This window comes from Bradyrhizobium sp. MV1.5 (assembly GCF_055807615.1).
The window spans coordinates 14,669-31,602 of the sequence record NZ_JBVVPL010000015.1; the positions used below are offsets into that span (position 1 = coordinate 14,669).

Annotated in this window: 19 protein-coding genes; 7 read left to right on the top strand and 12 right to left on the bottom strand. The window is 64.7% G+C overall.

What is annotated here, in order from left to right:
- The first annotated feature begins 25 nt into the window (after window positions 1-25).
- The 5 genes from AC0L2J_RS16265 to AC0L2J_RS16285 all read left to right on the top strand — a co-directional run bounded on the left by AC0L2J_RS16265 (window position 26) and on the right by AC0L2J_RS16285 (window position 4,380).
- A complete protein-coding gene (locus AC0L2J_RS16265; RefSeq protein ID WP_473391931.1) occupies window positions 26-811 on the top strand; it encodes a MotA/TolQ/ExbB proton channel family protein in 786 nt (261 codons plus the stop codon).
- Window positions 808-1,494 carry a hypothetical protein gene (locus AC0L2J_RS16270; RefSeq protein WP_063995787.1) on the top strand — a complete coding sequence of 229 codons (687 nt, stop codon included), beginning with the start codon at window positions 808-810 and terminating at the stop codon, window positions 1,492-1,494. The genes AC0L2J_RS16265 and AC0L2J_RS16270 overlap by 4 nt, the downstream gene beginning before the upstream one ends.
- Entirely contained in the window at window positions 1,487-2,092 is a 606-nt protein-coding gene (locus AC0L2J_RS16275; protein WP_473391935.1) for a hypothetical protein, read from the top strand. Before AC0L2J_RS16270 ends, AC0L2J_RS16275 begins: the two co-directional genes overlap by 8 nt.
- A 116-nt stretch (window positions 2,093-2,208) precedes the next feature.
- On the top strand, window positions 2,209-2,949 hold the full coding sequence (locus AC0L2J_RS16280) for a metallophosphoesterase family protein (RefSeq protein WP_473391939.1): 741 nt from the start codon (window positions 2,209-2,211) through the stop codon (window positions 2,947-2,949).
- A 6-nt stretch (window positions 2,950-2,955) separates the two neighbouring features.
- Window positions 2,956-4,380, top strand: coding sequence for a protein kinase domain-containing protein (locus AC0L2J_RS16285; RefSeq protein WP_473391942.1), 1,425 nt, complete (start codon window positions 2,956-2,958; stop codon window positions 4,378-4,380).
- A 24-nt stretch (window positions 4,381-4,404) separates the two neighbouring features.
- On the opposite strand, the gene AC0L2J_RS16290 is transcribed toward AC0L2J_RS16285, so the two are convergent.
- The 4 genes from AC0L2J_RS16290 to rpe form a co-directional block, all read right to left on the bottom strand.
- Window positions 4,405-4,596, bottom strand: coding sequence for a hypothetical protein (locus AC0L2J_RS16290; RefSeq protein WP_007602380.1), 192 nt, complete (start codon window positions 4,594-4,596; stop codon window positions 4,405-4,407).
- 21 nt (window positions 4,597-4,617) lie between these two features.
- Window positions 4,618-4,794, bottom strand: a complete 177-nt coding sequence (locus AC0L2J_RS16295; RefSeq protein WP_167552300.1) for a hypothetical protein — start codon at window positions 4,792-4,794, stop codon at window positions 4,618-4,620.
- Between the two features lie 4 nt (window positions 4,795-4,798).
- On the bottom strand, window positions 4,799-4,939 hold the full coding sequence (locus AC0L2J_RS16300; RefSeq protein ID WP_007612044.1) for a hypothetical protein: 141 nt from the start codon (window positions 4,937-4,939) through the stop codon (window positions 4,799-4,801).
- Window positions 4,940-5,087: 148 nt separating this feature from the next.
- On the bottom strand, window positions 5,088-5,789 hold the full coding sequence (gene rpe / locus AC0L2J_RS16305; protein ID WP_063995791.1) for a ribulose-phosphate 3-epimerase: 702 nt from the start codon (window positions 5,787-5,789) through the stop codon (window positions 5,088-5,090).
- Window positions 5,790-6,040: 251 nt separating this feature from the next.
- Between rpe and AC0L2J_RS16310 the strand changes: the two genes are divergently transcribed.
- Window positions 6,041-6,844: an EF-hand domain-containing protein gene (locus tag AC0L2J_RS16310; protein ID WP_473391951.1), complete on the top strand. Its 804-nt coding sequence runs from the start codon at window positions 6,041-6,043 to the stop codon at window positions 6,842-6,844.
- 12 nt (window positions 6,845-6,856) lie between these two features.
- On the opposite strand, the gene AC0L2J_RS16315 is transcribed toward AC0L2J_RS16310, so the two are convergent.
- From AC0L2J_RS16315 to AC0L2J_RS16325, 3 genes are read right to left on the bottom strand one after another with little or no spacing between them, the layout of a single operon-like run.
- Entirely contained in the window at window positions 6,857-7,069 is a 213-nt protein-coding gene (locus tag AC0L2J_RS16315; RefSeq protein ID WP_473391954.1) for a KTSC domain-containing protein, read from the bottom strand.
- Window positions 7,070-7,119: 50 nt separating this feature from the next.
- Complete coding sequence (locus tag AC0L2J_RS16320; RefSeq protein ID WP_473391957.1) at window positions 7,120-8,115, bottom strand: P1 family peptidase; 996 nt, start codon at window positions 8,113-8,115, stop codon at window positions 7,120-7,122.
- 58 nt (window positions 8,116-8,173) lie between these two features.
- On the bottom strand, window positions 8,174-10,984 hold the full coding sequence (locus AC0L2J_RS16325; protein ID WP_473391961.1) for a PAS domain S-box protein: 2,811 nt from the start codon (window positions 10,982-10,984) through the stop codon (window positions 8,174-8,176).
- Between the two features lie 240 nt (window positions 10,985-11,224).
- On the opposite strand from AC0L2J_RS16325, the gene AC0L2J_RS16330 reads away from it, so the two are divergent.
- Window positions 11,225-11,611 (top strand): response regulator, encoded by a 387-nt coding sequence (locus AC0L2J_RS16330; protein ID WP_007612037.1) that lies wholly within the window; start codon window positions 11,225-11,227, stop codon window positions 11,609-11,611.
- A gap of 81 nt (window positions 11,612-11,692) precedes the next feature.
- Here the strand turns inward: AC0L2J_RS16330 and AC0L2J_RS16335 are convergent, their stop codons facing one another.
- From AC0L2J_RS16335 to AC0L2J_RS16355, 5 genes are all read right to left on the bottom strand, one after another.
- Entirely contained in the window at window positions 11,693-12,811 is a 1,119-nt protein-coding gene (locus AC0L2J_RS16335) for a branched-chain amino acid ABC transporter substrate-binding protein (protein WP_473391967.1), read from the bottom strand.
- A gap of 157 nt (window positions 12,812-12,968) precedes the next feature.
- Window positions 12,969-13,709 (bottom strand): ABC transporter ATP-binding protein, encoded by a 741-nt coding sequence (locus AC0L2J_RS16340; protein ID WP_007612035.1) that lies wholly within the window; start codon window positions 13,707-13,709, stop codon window positions 12,969-12,971.
- Window positions 13,706-14,539: an ABC transporter ATP-binding protein gene (locus AC0L2J_RS16345; RefSeq protein WP_007612034.1), complete on the bottom strand. Its 834-nt coding sequence runs from the start codon at window positions 14,537-14,539 to the stop codon at window positions 13,706-13,708. The genes AC0L2J_RS16340 and AC0L2J_RS16345 overlap by 4 nt, the downstream gene beginning before the upstream one ends.
- Window positions 14,536-15,855: a high-affinity branched-chain amino acid ABC transporter permease LivM gene (gene livM, locus AC0L2J_RS16350; protein WP_007612033.1), complete on the bottom strand. Its 1,320-nt coding sequence runs from the start codon at window positions 15,853-15,855 to the stop codon at window positions 14,536-14,538. Before livM ends, AC0L2J_RS16345 begins: the two co-directional genes overlap by 4 nt.
- Before the next feature lie 11 nt (window positions 15,856-15,866).
- A complete protein-coding gene (locus tag AC0L2J_RS16355; protein WP_018455577.1) occupies window positions 15,867-16,784 on the bottom strand; it encodes an ABC transporter permease subunit in 918 nt (305 codons plus the stop codon).
- Between the last annotated feature and the right edge of the window lie 150 nt (window positions 16,785-16,934).

A 16,934-nucleotide genomic window follows, 5' to 3' on the forward strand; every position in this document is an offset into this window, starting at 1 on the left:
AATTCACGGCCAGGAGCGGTGCAGCATGAGTTCGATGACGATTGGGCCGATCGCGGGGCCTGCTGCCGACCCATCCGAGCGTAGCGCGCTCCTGTTCTGGATGATCTTCACCGGGCTTTCGATCTTCGCCGTCGTGCTGTTGTGGCGGTTCGGCCTGATCCGTCTGATGCTGACCTCGGACCGGACCTACATTTCCAGCTTGATCGCGCTGCTCTATGTCCTCACCTGCGGTCATTGCTTCCTGCGCACGCGGGCCATTGCCCACGAGGGCGCGGCGGCCCGGCGCTGCCGCGCGGTGCTTGCGGCGCCCGAGGGCGGCAGGGCGCTCGACGCCGGCGCAGCCGAGCTGGCACGCGGGCTGGTGCGGGACCACATCGAGAGCCTCGTGACCAAGGCCGCGGCGCAGGACTACCGGCCTGTCGACCAGACGCTGTTGCTGCGAACGCTCGCCGACCGCCTGCGCGGTTCCAACGGCTTCGGCGCCTTCGTCTCGGACACGCTGATGAAGCTCGGCCTGCTCGGCACCATCGTCGGCTTCATCATCATGCTGGCGCCGATCGCGGGGCTGGATGCCGCCGACAAGGTCGCGATGCGATCCTCGATGGGGCTGATGAGCGACGGCATGGCGGTCGCGATGTACACGACGCTGGCGGGCCTGGTCGGTTCGATCCTGGTCCGCATCCAGTATTACATGCTGGATGCCGCGACCCAGAAGGTGTTCTCGGATGCGGTGGTGCTGACCGAGACCTATGTGACGCCGGTGCTGGAGCGCAAGGGTTCTGGAATCAAGCGCGCTGGAATCGCGACATGATGGATGATTTCGGTCTCTATCCGCGCGAGGAGCCGTTCGACCCGCTGGGCGTGATGCTGTTCAAGGCGCTCCAGGTGATCGCTTTCCTGTTCTTCCTGGCGCTGCTCGCGGTCTCGCCGGACGCCAAGGACGGCAAGATCGATTCCAAGGCAGAGTTCATGATCACGCTGGACTGGCCGGACAGCCACCCCGACGATCTCGACCTGTTCGTGCAGGATCCCGTGGGCAATATCGCCTGGTATCGCCACCGCGAGGCCGGCTTCCTCACGCTCGACCGCGACGATCGCGGCGGAGCCAACGACTTCATCATGGTCAACGGCAAGAAGATTGCCTCGCCGATCCGCGAGGAGATCGTCACGGTGCGGGGCATCGTTCCCGGCGAATACACCGTCAATGTCTCACATTTCGTCGCCACGACCGGCGAGCCCGTGACGGCCAATGTGAAGGTGCAAAAACTCAATCCGACGGCGCAGGTGATCTTCGATAACAAGTTCACGGTCGATCACACCGGCGACGAGAAGACGGCGGTGCGGTTCCGGCTCGACGCCGAAGGCAAGGTCGTCAATGTGGATCAGCGGCCGAAATCGCTGCTGGAGACCTTCCGCAGCGGCTGGCGCAACGGCGCCGATCTCGACCCGAACACCGGCGTGAGCAGGAACGCTGTGAGGGTGCGCCGTGACTAGCCTGCAGACGGTCATCCTCACGCTATCGATAGCCTACGCCGTCATCGGCGCGCTGCTGCTGGTCGTGCTCGTCTATGCGCGGCTGCACTGGTCAATCAAGGCCGTCGCGGTGGTCGTGACCAGCGCCTTCTATGTCGTCAGCTTCACGGAAATGCGCGGGCTGCTCGGCTGGGCCAGCGCCGACCGGCTGCCGGCCTCCTTCAAGCTGCTGAAGACCCGCATCGTCGAGCCGCATTCGCTGGAGGGCGATCCCGGCTCGATCTATCTCTGGGTCGAGCAGCTCGACGAGGACAATCGGCCGAGCGGCATCCCGCGCGCCTTTCGTGTGCCCTACAATGACAGGCTGGCCGACAAGACCCATGCGGCGGAGAACGAGATCGCGCTGGGACATCCGCAAGGCGGCCGGGCCGCCGATTTCGGCGGCGGCGATGGCAGCCTCATCGACATGGTCAGGGAATATGTGACGCCCAAGACTATCATGGAGACGAGCGGAGGCGATTCCTCGACCGGCGAATTCCTGGCACCCCCGGCCGGCGCGCAGGGCGCCGTGTTCACGCCGTTGCCGCCGCCCCGGATGCCGCCGAAGGACGAGCAATAGGCTCTTCACCATCGCGACAGGGCAGTGCTGGCAAACCGCGCTCCGCTGGCGCATGTTCTTGACCTCCCTCAATTTGGCCTTATCGGCTCCCAATAAGGTTCGAGGGTGGAGGGTGCGTGCTTCTCGCTGTCTTCTCGGATATCCACGGCAACCGGCAGGCGTTCGAGGCGTGCCTGAAAGTCGCGCGGGCGCGTGGCGCCGAGCGCTTCATCCTGCTTGGCGACTTCGTCGGCTATGGCGCCGATCCGGAATGGGTGGTGGATACCGCGATGGAGCTCGTTGCCCAAGGCGCCGTCGCCGTGCGCGGCAATCATGACCAGGCGGTGAATTCCTCGGCCGAGACCATGAATGCCGAGGCGCAAATCGCGATCGAATGGACCCGCGGCCGGCTCGACACCGCGCAGCGGCGGTTCCTGGCGGAATTGCCGATGCTGGTGGAGGACGGCGATCGCCTGTTCGTGCATTCGGAAGCCTCGAGCCCCCGAAGCTGGCACTATGTCCGAACGACCGCCGATGCCGCCAAAAGCCTGATCGCGACGCCGGCTCATGTCACGTTCTGCGGCCACATCCACCGCCCGGCGATCTATTCGATGTCGGTGACGGCGAAGATGTCGGGGCTCGTGCCCAAGACCGACGTCTCCGTACCGCTGCTGCGCGGGCGGCAATGGCTTGCGGTGCTTGGCTCGGTCGGCCAACCCCGCGATAGCGATCCATCCGCGGCTTTCGTGCTGTTCGACACCGTCTCGTGCCAGATCACCTATTGCCGCGCGCCCTACGATGTCGAGACGGCCGCGAACCGGATCCGCGAGAACGGCCTGCCGCATTGGCTCGCCGACCGGCTGTCGCAGGGGCGCTAGAGGCCGATGCCGAAACCCCTCGTCAAAACAGGCGCAGAGATCGACGGCTACACGATCGGCGAATGCGTCCATGCCGGCGGTATGGCGACGCTGTGGACGGTCACCCGTCCCGGCCTCGACGTGCCGCTGCTGATGAAGATTCCGCGGGTGTCGGAGGGCGAAGACCCCGCGGCGATCGTCTCCTTCGAGATGGAGATGATGATCCTGCCGCGGCTGGCCGGGCCGCACGTGCCCTCATGTTTCGGCACCGGCGACTTCGCCCACCAAGCCTATGTCGTGATCGAGCGCATCTCCGGGACCACACTCTACAAGCGGCTGCCCGACCTGCCGCTGCCGTATGACGAGGCGCGGCAGCTCGTCGCCAGGATCGCGACGGGGCTCGCGGATCTGCACCGGCAGAACGTGATCCATCACGACATCAAGCCGAGCAGCATCATGTTCCGCGAGAGCGGCGAGGCGGTGCTGATCGACTATGGCCTGTCGCATCACAACCATCTGCCGGACCTGTTGCAGGAGGAATTCCGCCTGCCTTACGGCACTGCGCCCTATATGGCGCCGGAACGGTTGTCAGGGGTGCGCGACGATCCGCGCAGCGATCTGTTCTCGCTTGGCGTGCTGCTCTATTTCTTCACGACCGGCGAGCGGCCGTTCGGCGAGGGCGAGACGCTGCGCGCGATGCGGCGCCGGCTGTGGCGCGATCCGCACCCGCCGCGCTCGCTTCGCGCCGACTATCCGCCCTGGCTCCAGGAGGTGGTGCTGCGATGCCTCGAGATCGAGCCGGTGCGGCGCTATCCGACCGCGTCCCAGCTCGCCTTCGATCTCACCCATCCGGACCAGGTCAGACTCACCACACGCTCGGAGCGGATGAAGCGCGATCCGTTAAGCGTCGCTTGGCGGCGCCGCTTCAACCAGGGCGTCATGCAGCCGCGCGCGAAATCGGATGTCGCAGCCCAGATCGCATCAAGCCCGATCCTCGCGGTCGCGCTCGACACGGTGGAAGGCGCCCCCGAGCTGAACGAAGCGTTGCGCGTCACCACCGAGCGTATTCTCGCCACGCTGCCGTCGGCGCGGCTCGCCTGTCTCAACGTGCTGAAGCTCAACCGCATCGCGATCGACAGGACGCTGGATGAGCAGGGCTCCAACAAGCATATCGACCGCTTGGTGGCGCTCAGGCACTGGGCCACGCCGCTCAAGCTGGATGAAAGCCGGCTGTCGGCTCACGTGCTGGAAGCGGTCGACCCCGCCGCGGCCATCCTGGAGTTTTGCGAGGTCAACCACGTCGACCACATCATCATCGGCGCGCGGCAGGGCTCGTTCCGCCGCACGCTGCTCGGCAGCGTCTCGGCCAAGGTGGCCTCGGAAGCGGCCTGCACCGTCACCGTGGTCCGGCCGCCGCGAATGGCTGCGGATGCGGGCGAGGAGGCCGGATAGGGCCGCGCTCTGGATACTGGAGGTTCAGGCCGCGTGAGCGGTGTGGACGGAGCGCTTGCGACGGATCGGCCAGGAGAATTGCGGGCCGGGCTCGCCGTGATCCGCGCTGCCGCCGAAGAACTGGATGATCTCGCGGCAGGGCTCGCAGTTGAACAGGTTACGCGACGCGGATGCCTTGGTCATTTCCTTCAGGCAGTTCGGGCAATGCGGCTTCATGAGTTTGGTCCAGAAAAGAATTCAATGCCGGTGCGGTGACCGGAGCGGGTGATCCAGGTCCATCTCGGGCCCGGTGTCGTCGCGCATCTCGCCTTCGGTGCGTTCGAGTCGACCGAAGAAAAAATCGAGATCAGGATGCGGGCGCCGCGGGATGCGGCACCGGCGCTTCGGTTGACGTTTCACAAGCGCGATCTGCATGGGGTCAGGCCCGATACCAGTCGCGACGAGCGATGCGGGCCGAGCGTAGCGAGACCTTCACCGGTCCGGCCGATGGACCAAACACAACAAACGCACAAAAACCAAGCCACAACGCCACGCCAGTCCAAACCAGGGTCGTCGTCATGATGTGCTCCCGCGAAACAGGCAAGAATCACTAGCGGTGATTTGCGCGAATCAGGGAAGCCCGGAGGAGTACGGATCAAGGTTGCAAATTTAGGCATTGCGCGCCGCAACACCGTAGAAGCCGCACGTCGGCGGAGCCGAGCGGGCCCTCAGATCGCCTCGCCGCGTGCACCCGCGGCGGCGTTGCGGATTGCGGCGATGTTGGTCTTGTAGGCGTCCTGCGTGCCGCCCCTGAACACGGACGTGCCGGCGACGAAGGCGTTGGCCCCGGCTGCAGCCAGGGGACCTGCGACGTCGGCCCCGACGCCGCCATCGACCTCGATGTCGATCGGACGGCCCGCTGTCATGGCGCGGATGTCGCGGATCTTGCCGATCGCGGAGGGGATGAAGGCCTGGCCGCCGAAGCCGGGATTGACCGACATCACCAGCACGAGGTCGACCAGGTCCAGGACGTATTCGAGCGCGCTGATCGGCGTGCCCGGATTGAGCGAAACGCCGGCCTTCTTGCCGAGTGCGCGGATCGCCTGAAGCGAGCGGTGCAGATGGGGACCGGCCTCGGCATGCACGGTGATGTGGTCGCAGCCGGCTTTCGCGAAGGCCTCCAGATAGGGATCGCAGGGCGAGATCATCAGATGCGCGTCGAAGATCTTCTTGGTGTGCGGGCGCATCGCCTTGATGACGTCGGGGCCATACGAGATGTTGGGGACGAAGTGCCCGTCCATGACGTCGAGATGGATCCAGTCGGCTCCGGCGGCGTCCACGGCGCGCACCTCCTCGCCGAGCCTGGAGAAATCCGAGGCCAGTATCGAGGGCGCGATTGCCAGGGGGCGGGGGACGAAGGCTTGGGTCATGGCGGTTTCCCGTGGCGGCCGTGAAAGATGGACTCGCCTAACATGGGCCCCTCAGCCGGGCAATGCAGGGGCGGCGTGCTTCCTGTGGGCGGAAATTTCTGCCGCGACCGGCATGAATTGCCGGTGTTCCCGGGCCGTGCAAAGTGTGGTGAAAGCGGATTTCATTGAGCTTTTTGCGCTGGCACGGCGTTTGCTGACTTGACCTGAACAGAACATTGGCCGCGGCATGCCGCATCGGTTGGAGTTGTGCAATGTTGTTCGCTCTTGGGGCCGTATCGAGCGCGCTCGACGCGATCCAGTCGCTGACAAATTCGAAATCGTCCTCGTCGACGCAGAAGACGGGGTCCTCGCAAAAGCCTCCGACCAATCCGTTCGCGATCGACAGCGGCAGCAACAGCACGACCGGCGCGACCTCGTCGGTCAATGCGGGCAAAACACCGCAGATCTCGCCGGAGACGATGAAAGCGCTGTTCGCAGCGCAGAGCCAGTCGACGGACAGCACTGGCAGCGCCGCCAACTCGACCTCGTCGAGCTCGACATCCTCGTCCTCGACGCGCCGCGATGCCGCCCTGAAGGATCTGTTCTCGCAGATCGATGGCGATGGCGACGGCAAGATCACCAAGTCGGAATTCGAGAATGCGCTCGGCGCTGGTGGCACCAACCTCGCGCAGGCCGACGACGTTTTCTCGAAGCTGGATTCGAATACCGACGGCAGCGTCAACCTCGATGAGATGTCGAAGGCGCTGAAGAGCGGCCACCACGGCCACCATCACGCGCAGGGTGCCGGCGATGCCTCCGGCAGCGGCTCGGATTCCTCCTCGCCGTCCAGCGGCGGCTCGACCTCGACTTCGACGACCGGCGCCGACGGTTCGACCACCACCACCGTCACCTACGCCGACGGCTTCAAGATGTCGACGACGGTCCCGGGCGCCTCCAGCTCTTCGAACGGGGCAGGCGGGCGCAATTCGCCCTATGATTGGTTCGGGCAGATGATGCAGCGCCAGGCGCAGGCTTCGGCGGGATCATCGGGGTCATCGACGTCGATGACAGTGTAGCCGTGCTCACGGTTAGCCGGCATATTCGTGCGTGATGTCACGACAGGCATACCGGTCACGGATCTCATGGTTGAAGAACGTACCCTTTGAGCGCGCGGCCTTGAATGCCGCGGCGACCTCGGGCGGGACGTCCTCGTAGACATAGAGCCGTCCGCTGACGAAAGTCACCTTCATTTCGCGCGTCTCGGGCGCATAGCGGAAAAAGCGGATCACGGAAGACGGCATGGCGGTGCACCTTGGCCCGCCAGGGTAACGCGCTGTCCGCCGTTTCGTTTCTAGCCGAACCGATCCTTCCACGCCGGCGTTGCGCCGGCAAACGGCAGGGCCGTCGCATTGTAGACACCACGCGCGATCGCGCGTGCGACCACGTTGGCGGCGATCGTTCCGAGCTCGGTAAGGCCGACCAGCGGCTCGATCGGCTTCTCGCCCGTTGCGGCGGCGAACAGCACGTCGCCGTCGGTCGGCGCATGCACCGGATAGATCGCGCGGGCAAATCCGGTATGCGCGATCATCGCAAGCCGCTTGGCCTGGGCCTTGGTCAGCATGGCATCGGTAACGACGAGGCCGATCGTGGTGTTCTCACGTGCGCTCGCGGCCGGTCCGCCCTTGATGCGCATCGCCAGCATGTCCGGCGTGAACACGGACGGCAGCCCGCGCCCGCCGAACTCGCCGTTCTCCTCGAACGGCGCAGCCCAGAACCAGGGCCCTTCGCCAACAGTTGTGCTGCCGACCGCGTTGACGACCATGATCGCGGCGACCTTGATGCCATTGGCCAGGACCGCGGAGGCCGACCCCAGTCCACCCTTGAAGGTCGCGGTGGTGGCACCGAGGCCGGCGCCGACGCTGCCGAGTGCGAAATCGTCGCTGGCGGCCAACGCTGCGGCGTAGCCGAGATCGCGATAGGGCGCGAAGCGTCCCCAGGCCTTGTCGCCACCGTTGAGCAGGTCGAAAACGATTGCGCCCGGGACGATCGGAATCACTGCCTCGCGAATCCGCAAGCCACGGCCTAGTTCGGCGAGCCAGGCCTGGATGCCGCCGCCGGCGTCGATTCCAAAGGCTGAGCCGCCGGACAGCGCAATGGCGTCAACGCGATCGACGGTGCTGGCGAGGTCGAGCAACGCGTCTTCGCGCGTGCCGGGTCCGCCGCCGCGAACATCGATGGCCGCAACCGCGGGGGCGTCGAAGATGATCGCGGTCGTGCCAGTGGCGATTTTCGCGTCCTCGGCATGGCCGACGCGGACGCCGGCGATATCGGTGAGAAGGTTTTTCAAGGCGGCTCCGCAGGCTGAAAGGCGTCCGCTTCAGCGATATCGCAGGGATGCCGCAGGCTCAACCCGCGAGCGCGGTCCTCAGCATCTTGGCGAGCTCGGACTTGCGGTAGGGCTTTGCCAACAGCAGCACGCCGGAATCGAGCCGCCCGTGATGGACGATGGCGTTCTCGGTGTAGCCCGAGGTGAACAGCGTCTTCAGGTCGGGGCGGCGGCGAGCCGCCTCATCGGCGAGCTGGCGGCCGTTCATGTTGCCGGGCATGATGACGTCCGTGAACAGCAGGTCGATGTCCTTGTCGGCGTCGATGATGACGAGGGCCTCGGCCGCGTTGGCGGCTTCGAGGGCGGTATAGCCGAGGCTCTTGATCTGGGTCACGACATATTGGCGCACCAGCGCGTCGTCCTCGACGATCAGGATTTTTTCGTGGCCGCCGGTGACGGGCGCGTTCTGGAGCGCCTCGAATTCGGTCTCCTGCACGCCGCTCGAGCGCGGCAGGTAGATCTTCACGCTCGTGCCGTGGCCTTCCTCGCTGTAGATCTTGATGTGTCCGCCGGACTGCTTGACGAAGCCGAACACCATGCTGAGCCCGAGGCCGGTGCCCTTGCCGACCTCCTTGGTGGTGAAGAAGGGATCGAACACCCGGTCGATCAACTCCGGCGGGATTCCGGAGCCGGTGTCGCTGACGGCGATCATGACGTAATTGCCAGCCACCACGTCGGGATTCATGCTGGCATAACCGTCGTCGAGGAAGATGTTGCGCGTCTCCAGCACCAGCGTGCCGCCGTCGGGCATCGCATCGCGCGCGTTCAACGCGAGATTGAGGATCGCGGTGGAAAGCTGGCCCGGGTCGATCAGTGCCGGCCACGCATCCTCGGTGAGTTGCGGCATGATGGTGATATGCTCGCCGAGCGTGGGATGCAGGAGCTTTGCGGCCTCGAGCGTCAATGCGTTGACGTCGATTTCGCGCGGCTGGAGCGGCTGCTTGCGGGCGAAGGCGAGCAGATGCTTGGTCAGTTGCGCGCCGCGCTCGGCGGCGTCGTCGATCAGCTTGGTGATGGCGGCGAGCTCGGGACGGTCAGCGACCGCGTCCGCCAGAATACCGATCGTGCCGGTAATGACCGTCAGCACATTGTTGAAGTCGTGCGCGACACCGCCGGTCAATTGACCGATGGAATCCATCTTCTGGACGTGCCTGAACTGCGCCTCGGCGGCCTGCTTCTCAGTGAGATCGCGGCCGATGAAGAAATGGCGCTTGACCGGTTCGGACCAGGTGCCCATCCAGTTCAGGGTGACCTCGTGACCGTCGTAGTGGTAGTAGCGCGCCTCGAAGCTGCGCTTGACCGCGCCACGCCGCGCCGCGCGCATCTCGTCGCGCGTCTTCTGGAGGTCATCGGGATGAATGAACTCTGTGGCGCTGTGCCCGATCATGTCCTCCGGACTCAGGCCCAGAATGGTCTTCACGCTCGGGCTGACCTGGATGAAATTGCCAAAACCGTCGGTGACCAGGATCAGGTCCTGTGAGGTCTCGAATATCCGCTGCCGCTCCTCGACCTCACGGCGCAGTTTTTCTCGTGCCTGCTTCTCTTCCGTGATGTCGTGGGCGATCTTGGAGGCGCCGATGATCTCTCCGCTAGCTGCTTTGAGCGGGGAAACATTGAGGACAACGTCGACGCGCCGGCCGTCCTTGCGGATGCGGACCGTCTCGTGCTGGGCGATCGTTTCGTTGCCGCCGACCCGGTTCAGGATACCCCTGACCTCAGCCTTGCGGTCCTCCGGCACGATGATGTCGATCGGCTGGCCGACGGCCTCCGCGGCGGCATAGCCGAACAGATGTTCGGCGGCCTTGTTCCAGCCCGTGATGACACCGTCGAGCGTCTTCGTGATGATGGCATCATTGGCGGATTCGACGACGGCGCCGTACAGGGCAAGGCGCTTGCCGTAGTAGTCGCGATCCAACGCCGACTGCTGGCGCAGCCTGCCGACGAGACCCAGCGTATGCGCCTGGAGGCGGACATTTTCGATCAGGAGCACCGCAAGCACGAAGGTCGCCGCGCAGAGGCCGTAGACACGACCGCCGTAGAAGCCGAGATCGAAACGCGCGACGTTGACGATCGCCGACAGCGCGATGTCGAACAGCCACGCGCACATCACAACCATGAGCCAGACGTCGATGACCGAATGCGGACGGCGGAACCACAGCGAGACCAGCGCGGCGAAGCTCAAGGACCAGACAAAGGACACCACGCCGATCATGATCTGCGTGTAACGGCCATCGCGCAGCAGGACCGGAAGCAGGTCGTGCTGGGCAGTGACGATCGAGGTCAAAACGATCATGACCGCGACGACGCCGACCACGCTGGCGTAGATCGCCTTGCTTGCCGAGCCCGCGATCTGGGCGCCGCCGTCGGCCTCCTTCAGCCAGGCGTAGGCCAGCACGCAGAGCGGGAAGCCGCCGTGCCAGATCATGTAGAGCCAGACCGTGGTCTGCTGGTTGGCCCCCAGCAACCCGGCCGGCGAAAAGAGTCCGGGGAAGGTGAGGGCATGGACCACGGCCGCGGCGGCGGTGAACAGATAGCCGGTCGCGAGCACGAGCAGCGCGCGGGTCCTGAGCACCGCAAACTGCGACAACAGCAGGACCGCGGTGACGATGTCCGCGACCACGAGGGCGGATTGATAGCTCGCGACAAAGGCTGGCACAGGCAGCAGCGGGATACCTGCGAAGGGTACGGCCATTGCGAACAGGATCGAGGAGACGCCCACGATCGCCAATGCTGCGGTGCGGTCTTTCGGGGTAGCCGGCAGCGTCGAAAGGAATGTGTTCCGATCGGTCGGCGCGGACACGTGCAGCTCTCGCAGATCGGTCTTGAGCATTTTTGCCAATCTCATTTGGCCCAACGAATTTCCGTCCATGGTAGCGGGTTCTGGGCACGCATCATGACAAAACCGGTCGCGACTCAACCGAAGGTTACAGCTTACTTAATTTAATAGGGAGCGCGCACGGGGGATCGGGTAAGATGCGCTTTACTGGACGGTGCCATAATGCTCTCCCGCCGCTACGGGTTCCAGGTTTGAATCAAGCATTTTGAATTCAGGATCCGGGAGTTGTTCCCTATGTCCCGCGTTCTCATCATCGACGACCAGAAGGACGTCCGGGCGATGGTCGCGATCGTGCTGCGCGTCAACCGTTATGACGTCGTCGAGGCCGACAGCGGCGCAGCCGGGGTGAAAGCCTTCACCGAAGCCTGCTTCGACGCGGCAATCGTGGACATTTTCCTCGGCGATACCAGCGGCGTCGAGGTCATCTCGACCCTGCGCGAGCTTGCACCCGGCCTGCCGGTCGTTGCCGTGTCGGGGATGACGGCGCTGGACTTCATGGAACAATCGCCCCACCTCGCCAACGTGGTCTGCCTGCAAAAGCCGTTTCGGCCGAACGATCTTCTTCAGGCACTGCGGAAGGCCAAAGCCGCGGTGGACGGCGCGCTCCCCGCAGCCGTCTGACCCTGACGCAGGAAGAAACGCCCCGGGCAAGCCGGGGCGCGATGACGATTGGAGGAGGCCTTCAGGCCTCGGCAAGCGTGTTTAGGTGCCGTTGCCGCTGATCGCGGCGTAGCCGCCCTTGGCGTCCCATTTGTAGACGACGTAGTCGAGCTGCTTGATATCGCCCTTGGCGTCATACTCGATCGGACCGATCACGGTGTCCCACTTGCCGGCCTTGATGGCCGCCATGACCTTCTTGGCATCGGTGGTGCCGGCCTTCTTGGCCGCCTGCGACCAGACCTGCATCGCCGCGTAGGTGTAGAGCGTGTAGCCCTCGGGGTCGATGTTCTTGGCCTTGAAGGCCTCGACGATCTTCTTCGCGGTCGGCTTGTTGCGCGGATCGGGGCCGAAGGTGAACAGCGTGCCTTCGCCGGCCGGGCCGGTGATGGAGGCGTATTCCTTGTCGGCGAGCGCGTCGCCGGCCATCAGCACGGTCTTGAGGCCCTGGTCGCGCATCTGGCGCAGGATCAGGCCGCTCTCCTGATGGTAGCCCCCGACATAGACGAGATCGATGTTGTCGCGCTTCAGCCGCGAGACGATCGCGTTGAAGTCCTTGTCGCCCTTGTTGTAGGACTCGTACATCTTCTCGGTGACGCCGGCCTTGTTGAGCGCCTTCTTGGTCTCGTCCGCAAGACCCTTGCCGTAGGTGGTCTTGTCGTTGAGGATGGCGATATTCTTGCCCTTGTAGTTCTTGGCGATGTACTGGGCGGCGACCAGGCCCTGCTGATCGTCGCGGCCGCAGACGCGCGCCACGTTCCACAGCCCGCTATCGGTGAACTTCGGATTGGTGGAGGCGGGAGTAATCTGGAGCACGTTGCCGTCGGCATAGGCTTCCGACGCGGGGATCGACGACGACGAGCAATAATGCCCGGCCACGAACGGGATTTTCGCGCCGGCGATCTTCTCGGCGACCGAGCGTGCCTGCTTCGGATCGCAGGCGTCGTCCTCGATGGACAGCGCGAGCTTCTTGCCGTTGACGCCGCCGGCGGCGTTGATGTCGGTTACGGCCATCTCGGCGCCGTTCTTCATCTGGCGGCCAAAGGCGGACTCGCCGCCGGTCATCGGACCTGCGACTGCGACGGTGAGATCCTGCGCGAATGCCGCGCTCGACAGCGCGATCGATGCGCCGAATGCCAGACCGATGAGCTTCAGTGATTTCATGAGATACCTCGAGGGTGGTCGCCTGTGGAAGTTACCGGGCATGCCCGGTTCAAACCGGCGCCATTCTTGAATGAATTCGAGGAGAAGTCACCGGCAAAATACGGGCATTGGCAGAGATATCGCCAAATTCGGCCGCACGGGCTCGTCTTGGGCCGCCTCAGCCGTGCCGGCCGCCTTCCAGGTAGGCGGCGCGAATCTCGGGGCGCTGCAACAACTCGGCACCGGTCCCGGCCAGCGTGATCAGGCCATTGACCATGACATAGCCGCGATGGGCGAGCTTGAGCGCGTGGTTGGCGTTCTGCTCGACGATCAGCACGGTCAGGCCGTCCTGCCGGTTCAGAGTGCGGATCGCATCGAAAATCTGGCGCGCGATCAGCGGCGCCAGACCGAGCGAGGGCTCGTCGAGCAGGAGCAGGCGAGGACGGCTCATCAAGGCGCGACCGATGGCCAGCATCTGCTGCTCGCCGCCGGACAGGGTTCCGCCACGCTGGGCGTAGCGTTCCTTCAGCCGCGGAAACAGCGTGAACACGCGTTGTAGCGTCGCCTCGCGTTCGGCGTCAGTGCATTCGGTGGCGTCCGCCCCCATCTGGAGATTTTCCGCCACGCTCATGCGCGGGAAGATGCGGCGGCCTTCCGGCGATTGCGCGATGCGCAAATGCGCGATCTCGTGGGTGGGCACTTCGGTGATGTCGCGGCCTTCGTACAGGATCTGGCCGGCGCGAGCGCGGGGCTTGCCGAAGATCGTCATCATCAGCGTCGACTTGCCGGCACCGTTGGCGCCGATCAGCGCCACGATCTCGCCGGCATTGATCTCGAGGTCGACGCCCTTCAGCGCCTCGATCTTGCCGTAGGCGGCGCGAAGGCTGCGGATCGCGAGCAGGGCAGTGGGCGCCGTCACGACCCGCTCTCCATCACGGCCGCCGCCTCTTCCTCATCGGTGCCGAGATAAGCGGCGATCACCTTCGGATCGTCGCGAACCTCGCGCGGGGAGCCTTCAGAGATCTTCACACCGTGGTCCATCACCACGATGTGGTCGGAGATCTCCATCACCACAGACATGTCGTGCTCGATCAGCAGGATCGAGGTGCCGAGTTCGTTGCGGATCGACAGCAGCAGCTCGCTCAGGGCGGCACTCTCGCGCGCATTGAGGCCGGCGGCGGGTTCGTCCAGGCACAAGAGCGCGGGCTCGGTGCACATCGCGCGTGCGATCTCGAGTCGTCGCTGGTCGCCATAGGCAAAGTTACCGGCGGCATCGTCGGCGCGATCGAGCAAATTGACCCGCTTGAGCCAGTCTGTGGCGAGATCGATCGCGCGCTTCTCGGCGTCGCGATAGACGGGCGCGCCAATGAGCCCGAGCAAGGTGAAGCCGGAGGCGCGCATCAGCGTGTTGTGCTGCGCCACCATCAGGTTTTCCAGTGCGGTCATGCCGGGAAACAGGCGGATGTTCTGGAAGGTGCGGGCGACCTTGGCCTGCTTGGCGATGCGGAAATCGTTCAGCCGCTCCAGCGCGATCACCTTGCCGTCGTCATGGCTGAGGCGGATGACACCGCCGCTCGGCTTGTAGAACCCGGTGATGCAGTTGAAGACCGTCGTCTTACCGGCACCGTTGGGTCCGATCAGCGCGGTGATCTTCTTCCGCTCGGCAGCAAACGACAGGTCCTGCACCGCGACGATGCCGCCGAAGCGCATGGTGAGCCGGTCAACCTCGAGAATCTGGTCGCGGCTCATCCGTGCCCCTCCTTGACGAGGTCGGATGAGATCGCGTTGGCCTTGGTCAGATACACGGTCGGCGCGCGATGGCCGATCAGGCCGCGCGGCCGCCAGATCATGATCAGCACCATGGCCATGCCGAACACCAGCATGCGATAGCTCTCGAGGCTCCGGAACAGCTCGAAACCACCGATCATGGCGAGCGCTGCGAGCGCGACGCCAAGCTGCGAGCCCATGCCGCCAAGCACGACGATGGCGAGCACCAGCGCCGATTCCTGGAAGGTGAAGGATTCCGGGCTGATGAAGCCTTGGCGGGTCGCGAAGAACGCGCCGGCAAAGCCGCCGAACATCGCACCGGTCGCGAATGCCGTGAGCTTGGTGGTCGTGGTGTTGATGCCGAGCGCGCGGCAGGCGACCTCATCCTCGCGCAGGGCTTCCCAGGCACGGCCGATCGGCAGGCGGCGCAGCCGGATCGTCACCCAGTTGGTGAGCAGCGCGAGCGCCAGGATCAGGTAGAACAGGAAGACGATGCGGTGGGTCGGCGAATATTCGATGCCGAGCCTGGCGGCGAGCCCGTTGTCGCTATTGTCGAGCGGGATGCCGAAGAAGGAGGGGCGGGGAATGCTGGAGACGCCGTTGGGCCCGCCGGTCAGATCCTGCCAATTGATGATGACGAGGCGGATGATCTCGCCGAAGGCAAGCGTCACGATCGCAAGGTAGTCGCCGCGCAGGCGCAGCACGGGGAAGCCGAGCAGCACGCCCCAGAATGCGGCGAGGACGCCCGCTAGCGGCAGGCAGATCCAGAATGACCAGCCGAAATTGGTCGCAAGCAACGCGTAGGAATAGGCGCCGACCGCATAGAAGGCGACGTAGCCGAGATCGAGCAGGCCGGCGAGGCCGACCACGACGTTCAACCCCCACCCAAGCATCACATAGGTGAGCACGAGAATGGCGAGATCGAGGATGTAGCGCTGGTCATGGAAGATCACGGGCACCAGCAGCGTGAAGATCAGGAGCGCCGGTGCGAGATAGCGGCCGAGGAACGACATTCCGCTCCGCACCGCCGGCGGCACCAGCTTCTCGGCGCCGGTCGGACCGATCCATTGCTTGAGCAGCTCGAGCACGATCGAGCCGCCGAATACCGCGGCGACGAGGGAGGCGACCTCGCCGAAGCGCGTCCAATAGGTGAGCTGGCCGTCGGAACCGGCTTCGGTGCGGACGCCGACCATCAGCGAGAACAGCACCAGCGCGATCAGTGCGTTGAAGCAGGCGGTCTTCAGGAGAGCGGGGATGCCCGATGCAGTCTTGGCCGTATTGATCGAGGGAGTTTTCACGCGCGCGACCGTCAGACTTTTTCGACTTCGGGGCGGCCGAGCAGGCCGGTCGGCATGAAGATCAGCACGACGATCAGGATCGAGAACGCGGCGACGTCCTTGTACTCGACCGAGAAATAGGCCGACCAGAACGTCTCGATCAGCCCGATCGCGAGCCCCCCGAGCATGGCGCCGGGCAGCGAGCCGATGCCGCCGAGTACGGCCGCGGTGAACGCCTTGATGCCGGCGACGAAGCCCATGAAGAAATCGACCAGCCCGTAATAGAGCAGGTACATCAGGCCGGCCACCGCGGCCAGCGCAGCGCCGATCACGAAGGTCATGGAGATGGTGCGGTCGACGTTGACGCCGAGCAGCGCCGCCATGGTCTGGTCCTGCTCGCAAGCGCGCATATCGCGCCCGAGCCGGGTGCGCGACACCAGCCAGGTGAAGATCGCCAGCAGCACGATGGTGGTGATGACCACCACGATCTGGATGTTGGAGAGCTGGATGACGAAGCCATCGGCGCTCTCGTGCAGCGTGTAGCCGCCGGTGATCACCGGCGGCACTGGCTTCACCCGCGCGCCTTGCGCCACCTGCGAATAGTTGGTCAGCACGAACGACATGCCGATCGCCGACAGCATCGGCGCGAGGCGGAAGGAGTGGCGCAGCGGACGGTAGGCAATGCGCTCGATGGTCCAGCCATACAGGGCGGTGATCGCCATCGAGACCAGGATCACGATCAAAAGGATCACCGGGACCGCAGTCAGGCCGGTCGAGACCAGGAGAAGGAAGGTGATCAGGGCGATGAAGCCGCCGATCATGAAGACATCGCCATGGGCGAAGTTGATCATCCCGACGATGCCGTAGACCATCGTGTAGCCGATCGCGATCAGCCCGTAGATCGAGCCGAGCACGAGGCCGTTGATGAGCTGCTGGGCGAAATAATCCATAGGCTGCCGTACCCAAATCTGACGCGGCTCAAAGGGAGCTCTTCGAGAGAGTGTGCTGGTTTCTTCTCGGGCCCCGGCAGCCCTTAAGCATTCTCGTTTTGTAACAGGAGGGAACTGGCGGCTGCAACCGGCCCCGCCTCCGCATCAAGG

Excerpts from the sequence above, each read along its gene's own strand:
- AC0L2J_RS16265 (WP_473391931.1), top strand. The coding sequence starts at position 26 with ATGAGTTCGATGACGATTGGGCCGATCGCGGGGCCTGCTGCCGACCCA.
- AC0L2J_RS16270 (WP_063995787.1), top strand. The coding sequence starts at position 808 with ATGATGGATGATTTCGGTCTCTATCCGCGCGAGGAGCCGTTCGACCCG.
- AC0L2J_RS16285 (WP_473391942.1), top strand. The coding sequence starts at position 2,956 with ATGCCGAAACCCCTCGTCAAAACAGGCGCAGAGATCGACGGCTACACG.
- AC0L2J_RS16290 (WP_007602380.1), bottom strand. The coding sequence starts at position 4,596 with ATGAAGCCGCATTGCCCGAACTGCCTGAAGGAAATGACCAAGGCATCC.
- AC0L2J_RS16295 (WP_167552300.1), bottom strand. The coding sequence starts at position 4,794 with ATGCAGATCGCGCTTGTGAAACGTCAACCGAAGCGCCGGTGCCGCATC.
- AC0L2J_RS16300 (WP_007612044.1), bottom strand. The coding sequence starts at position 4,939 with ATGACGACGACCCTGGTTTGGACTGGCGTGGCGTTGTGGCTTGGTTTT.
- rpe (WP_063995791.1), bottom strand. The coding sequence starts at position 5,789 with ATGACCCAAGCCTTCGTCCCCCGCCCCCTGGCAATCGCGCCCTCGATA.
- AC0L2J_RS16310 (WP_473391951.1), top strand. The coding sequence starts at position 6,041 with ATGTTGTTCGCTCTTGGGGCCGTATCGAGCGCGCTCGACGCGATCCAG.
- AC0L2J_RS16315 (WP_473391954.1), bottom strand. The coding sequence starts at position 7,069 with ATGCCGTCTTCCGTGATCCGCTTTTTCCGCTATGCGCCCGAGACGCGC.
- AC0L2J_RS16325 (WP_473391961.1), bottom strand. The coding sequence starts at position 10,984 with ATGCTCAAGACCGATCTGCGAGAGCTGCACGTGTCCGCGCCGACCGAT.
- AC0L2J_RS16330 (WP_007612037.1), top strand. The coding sequence starts at position 11,225 with ATGTCCCGCGTTCTCATCATCGACGACCAGAAGGACGTCCGGGCGATG.
- AC0L2J_RS16335 (WP_473391967.1), bottom strand. The coding sequence starts at position 12,811 with ATGAAATCACTGAAGCTCATCGGTCTGGCATTCGGCGCATCGATCGCG.
- AC0L2J_RS16345 (WP_007612034.1), bottom strand. The coding sequence starts at position 14,539 with ATGAGCCGCGACCAGATTCTCGAGGTTGACCGGCTCACCATGCGCTTC.
- AC0L2J_RS16355 (WP_018455577.1), bottom strand. The coding sequence starts at position 16,784 with ATGGATTATTTCGCCCAGCAGCTCATCAACGGCCTCGTGCTCGGCTCG.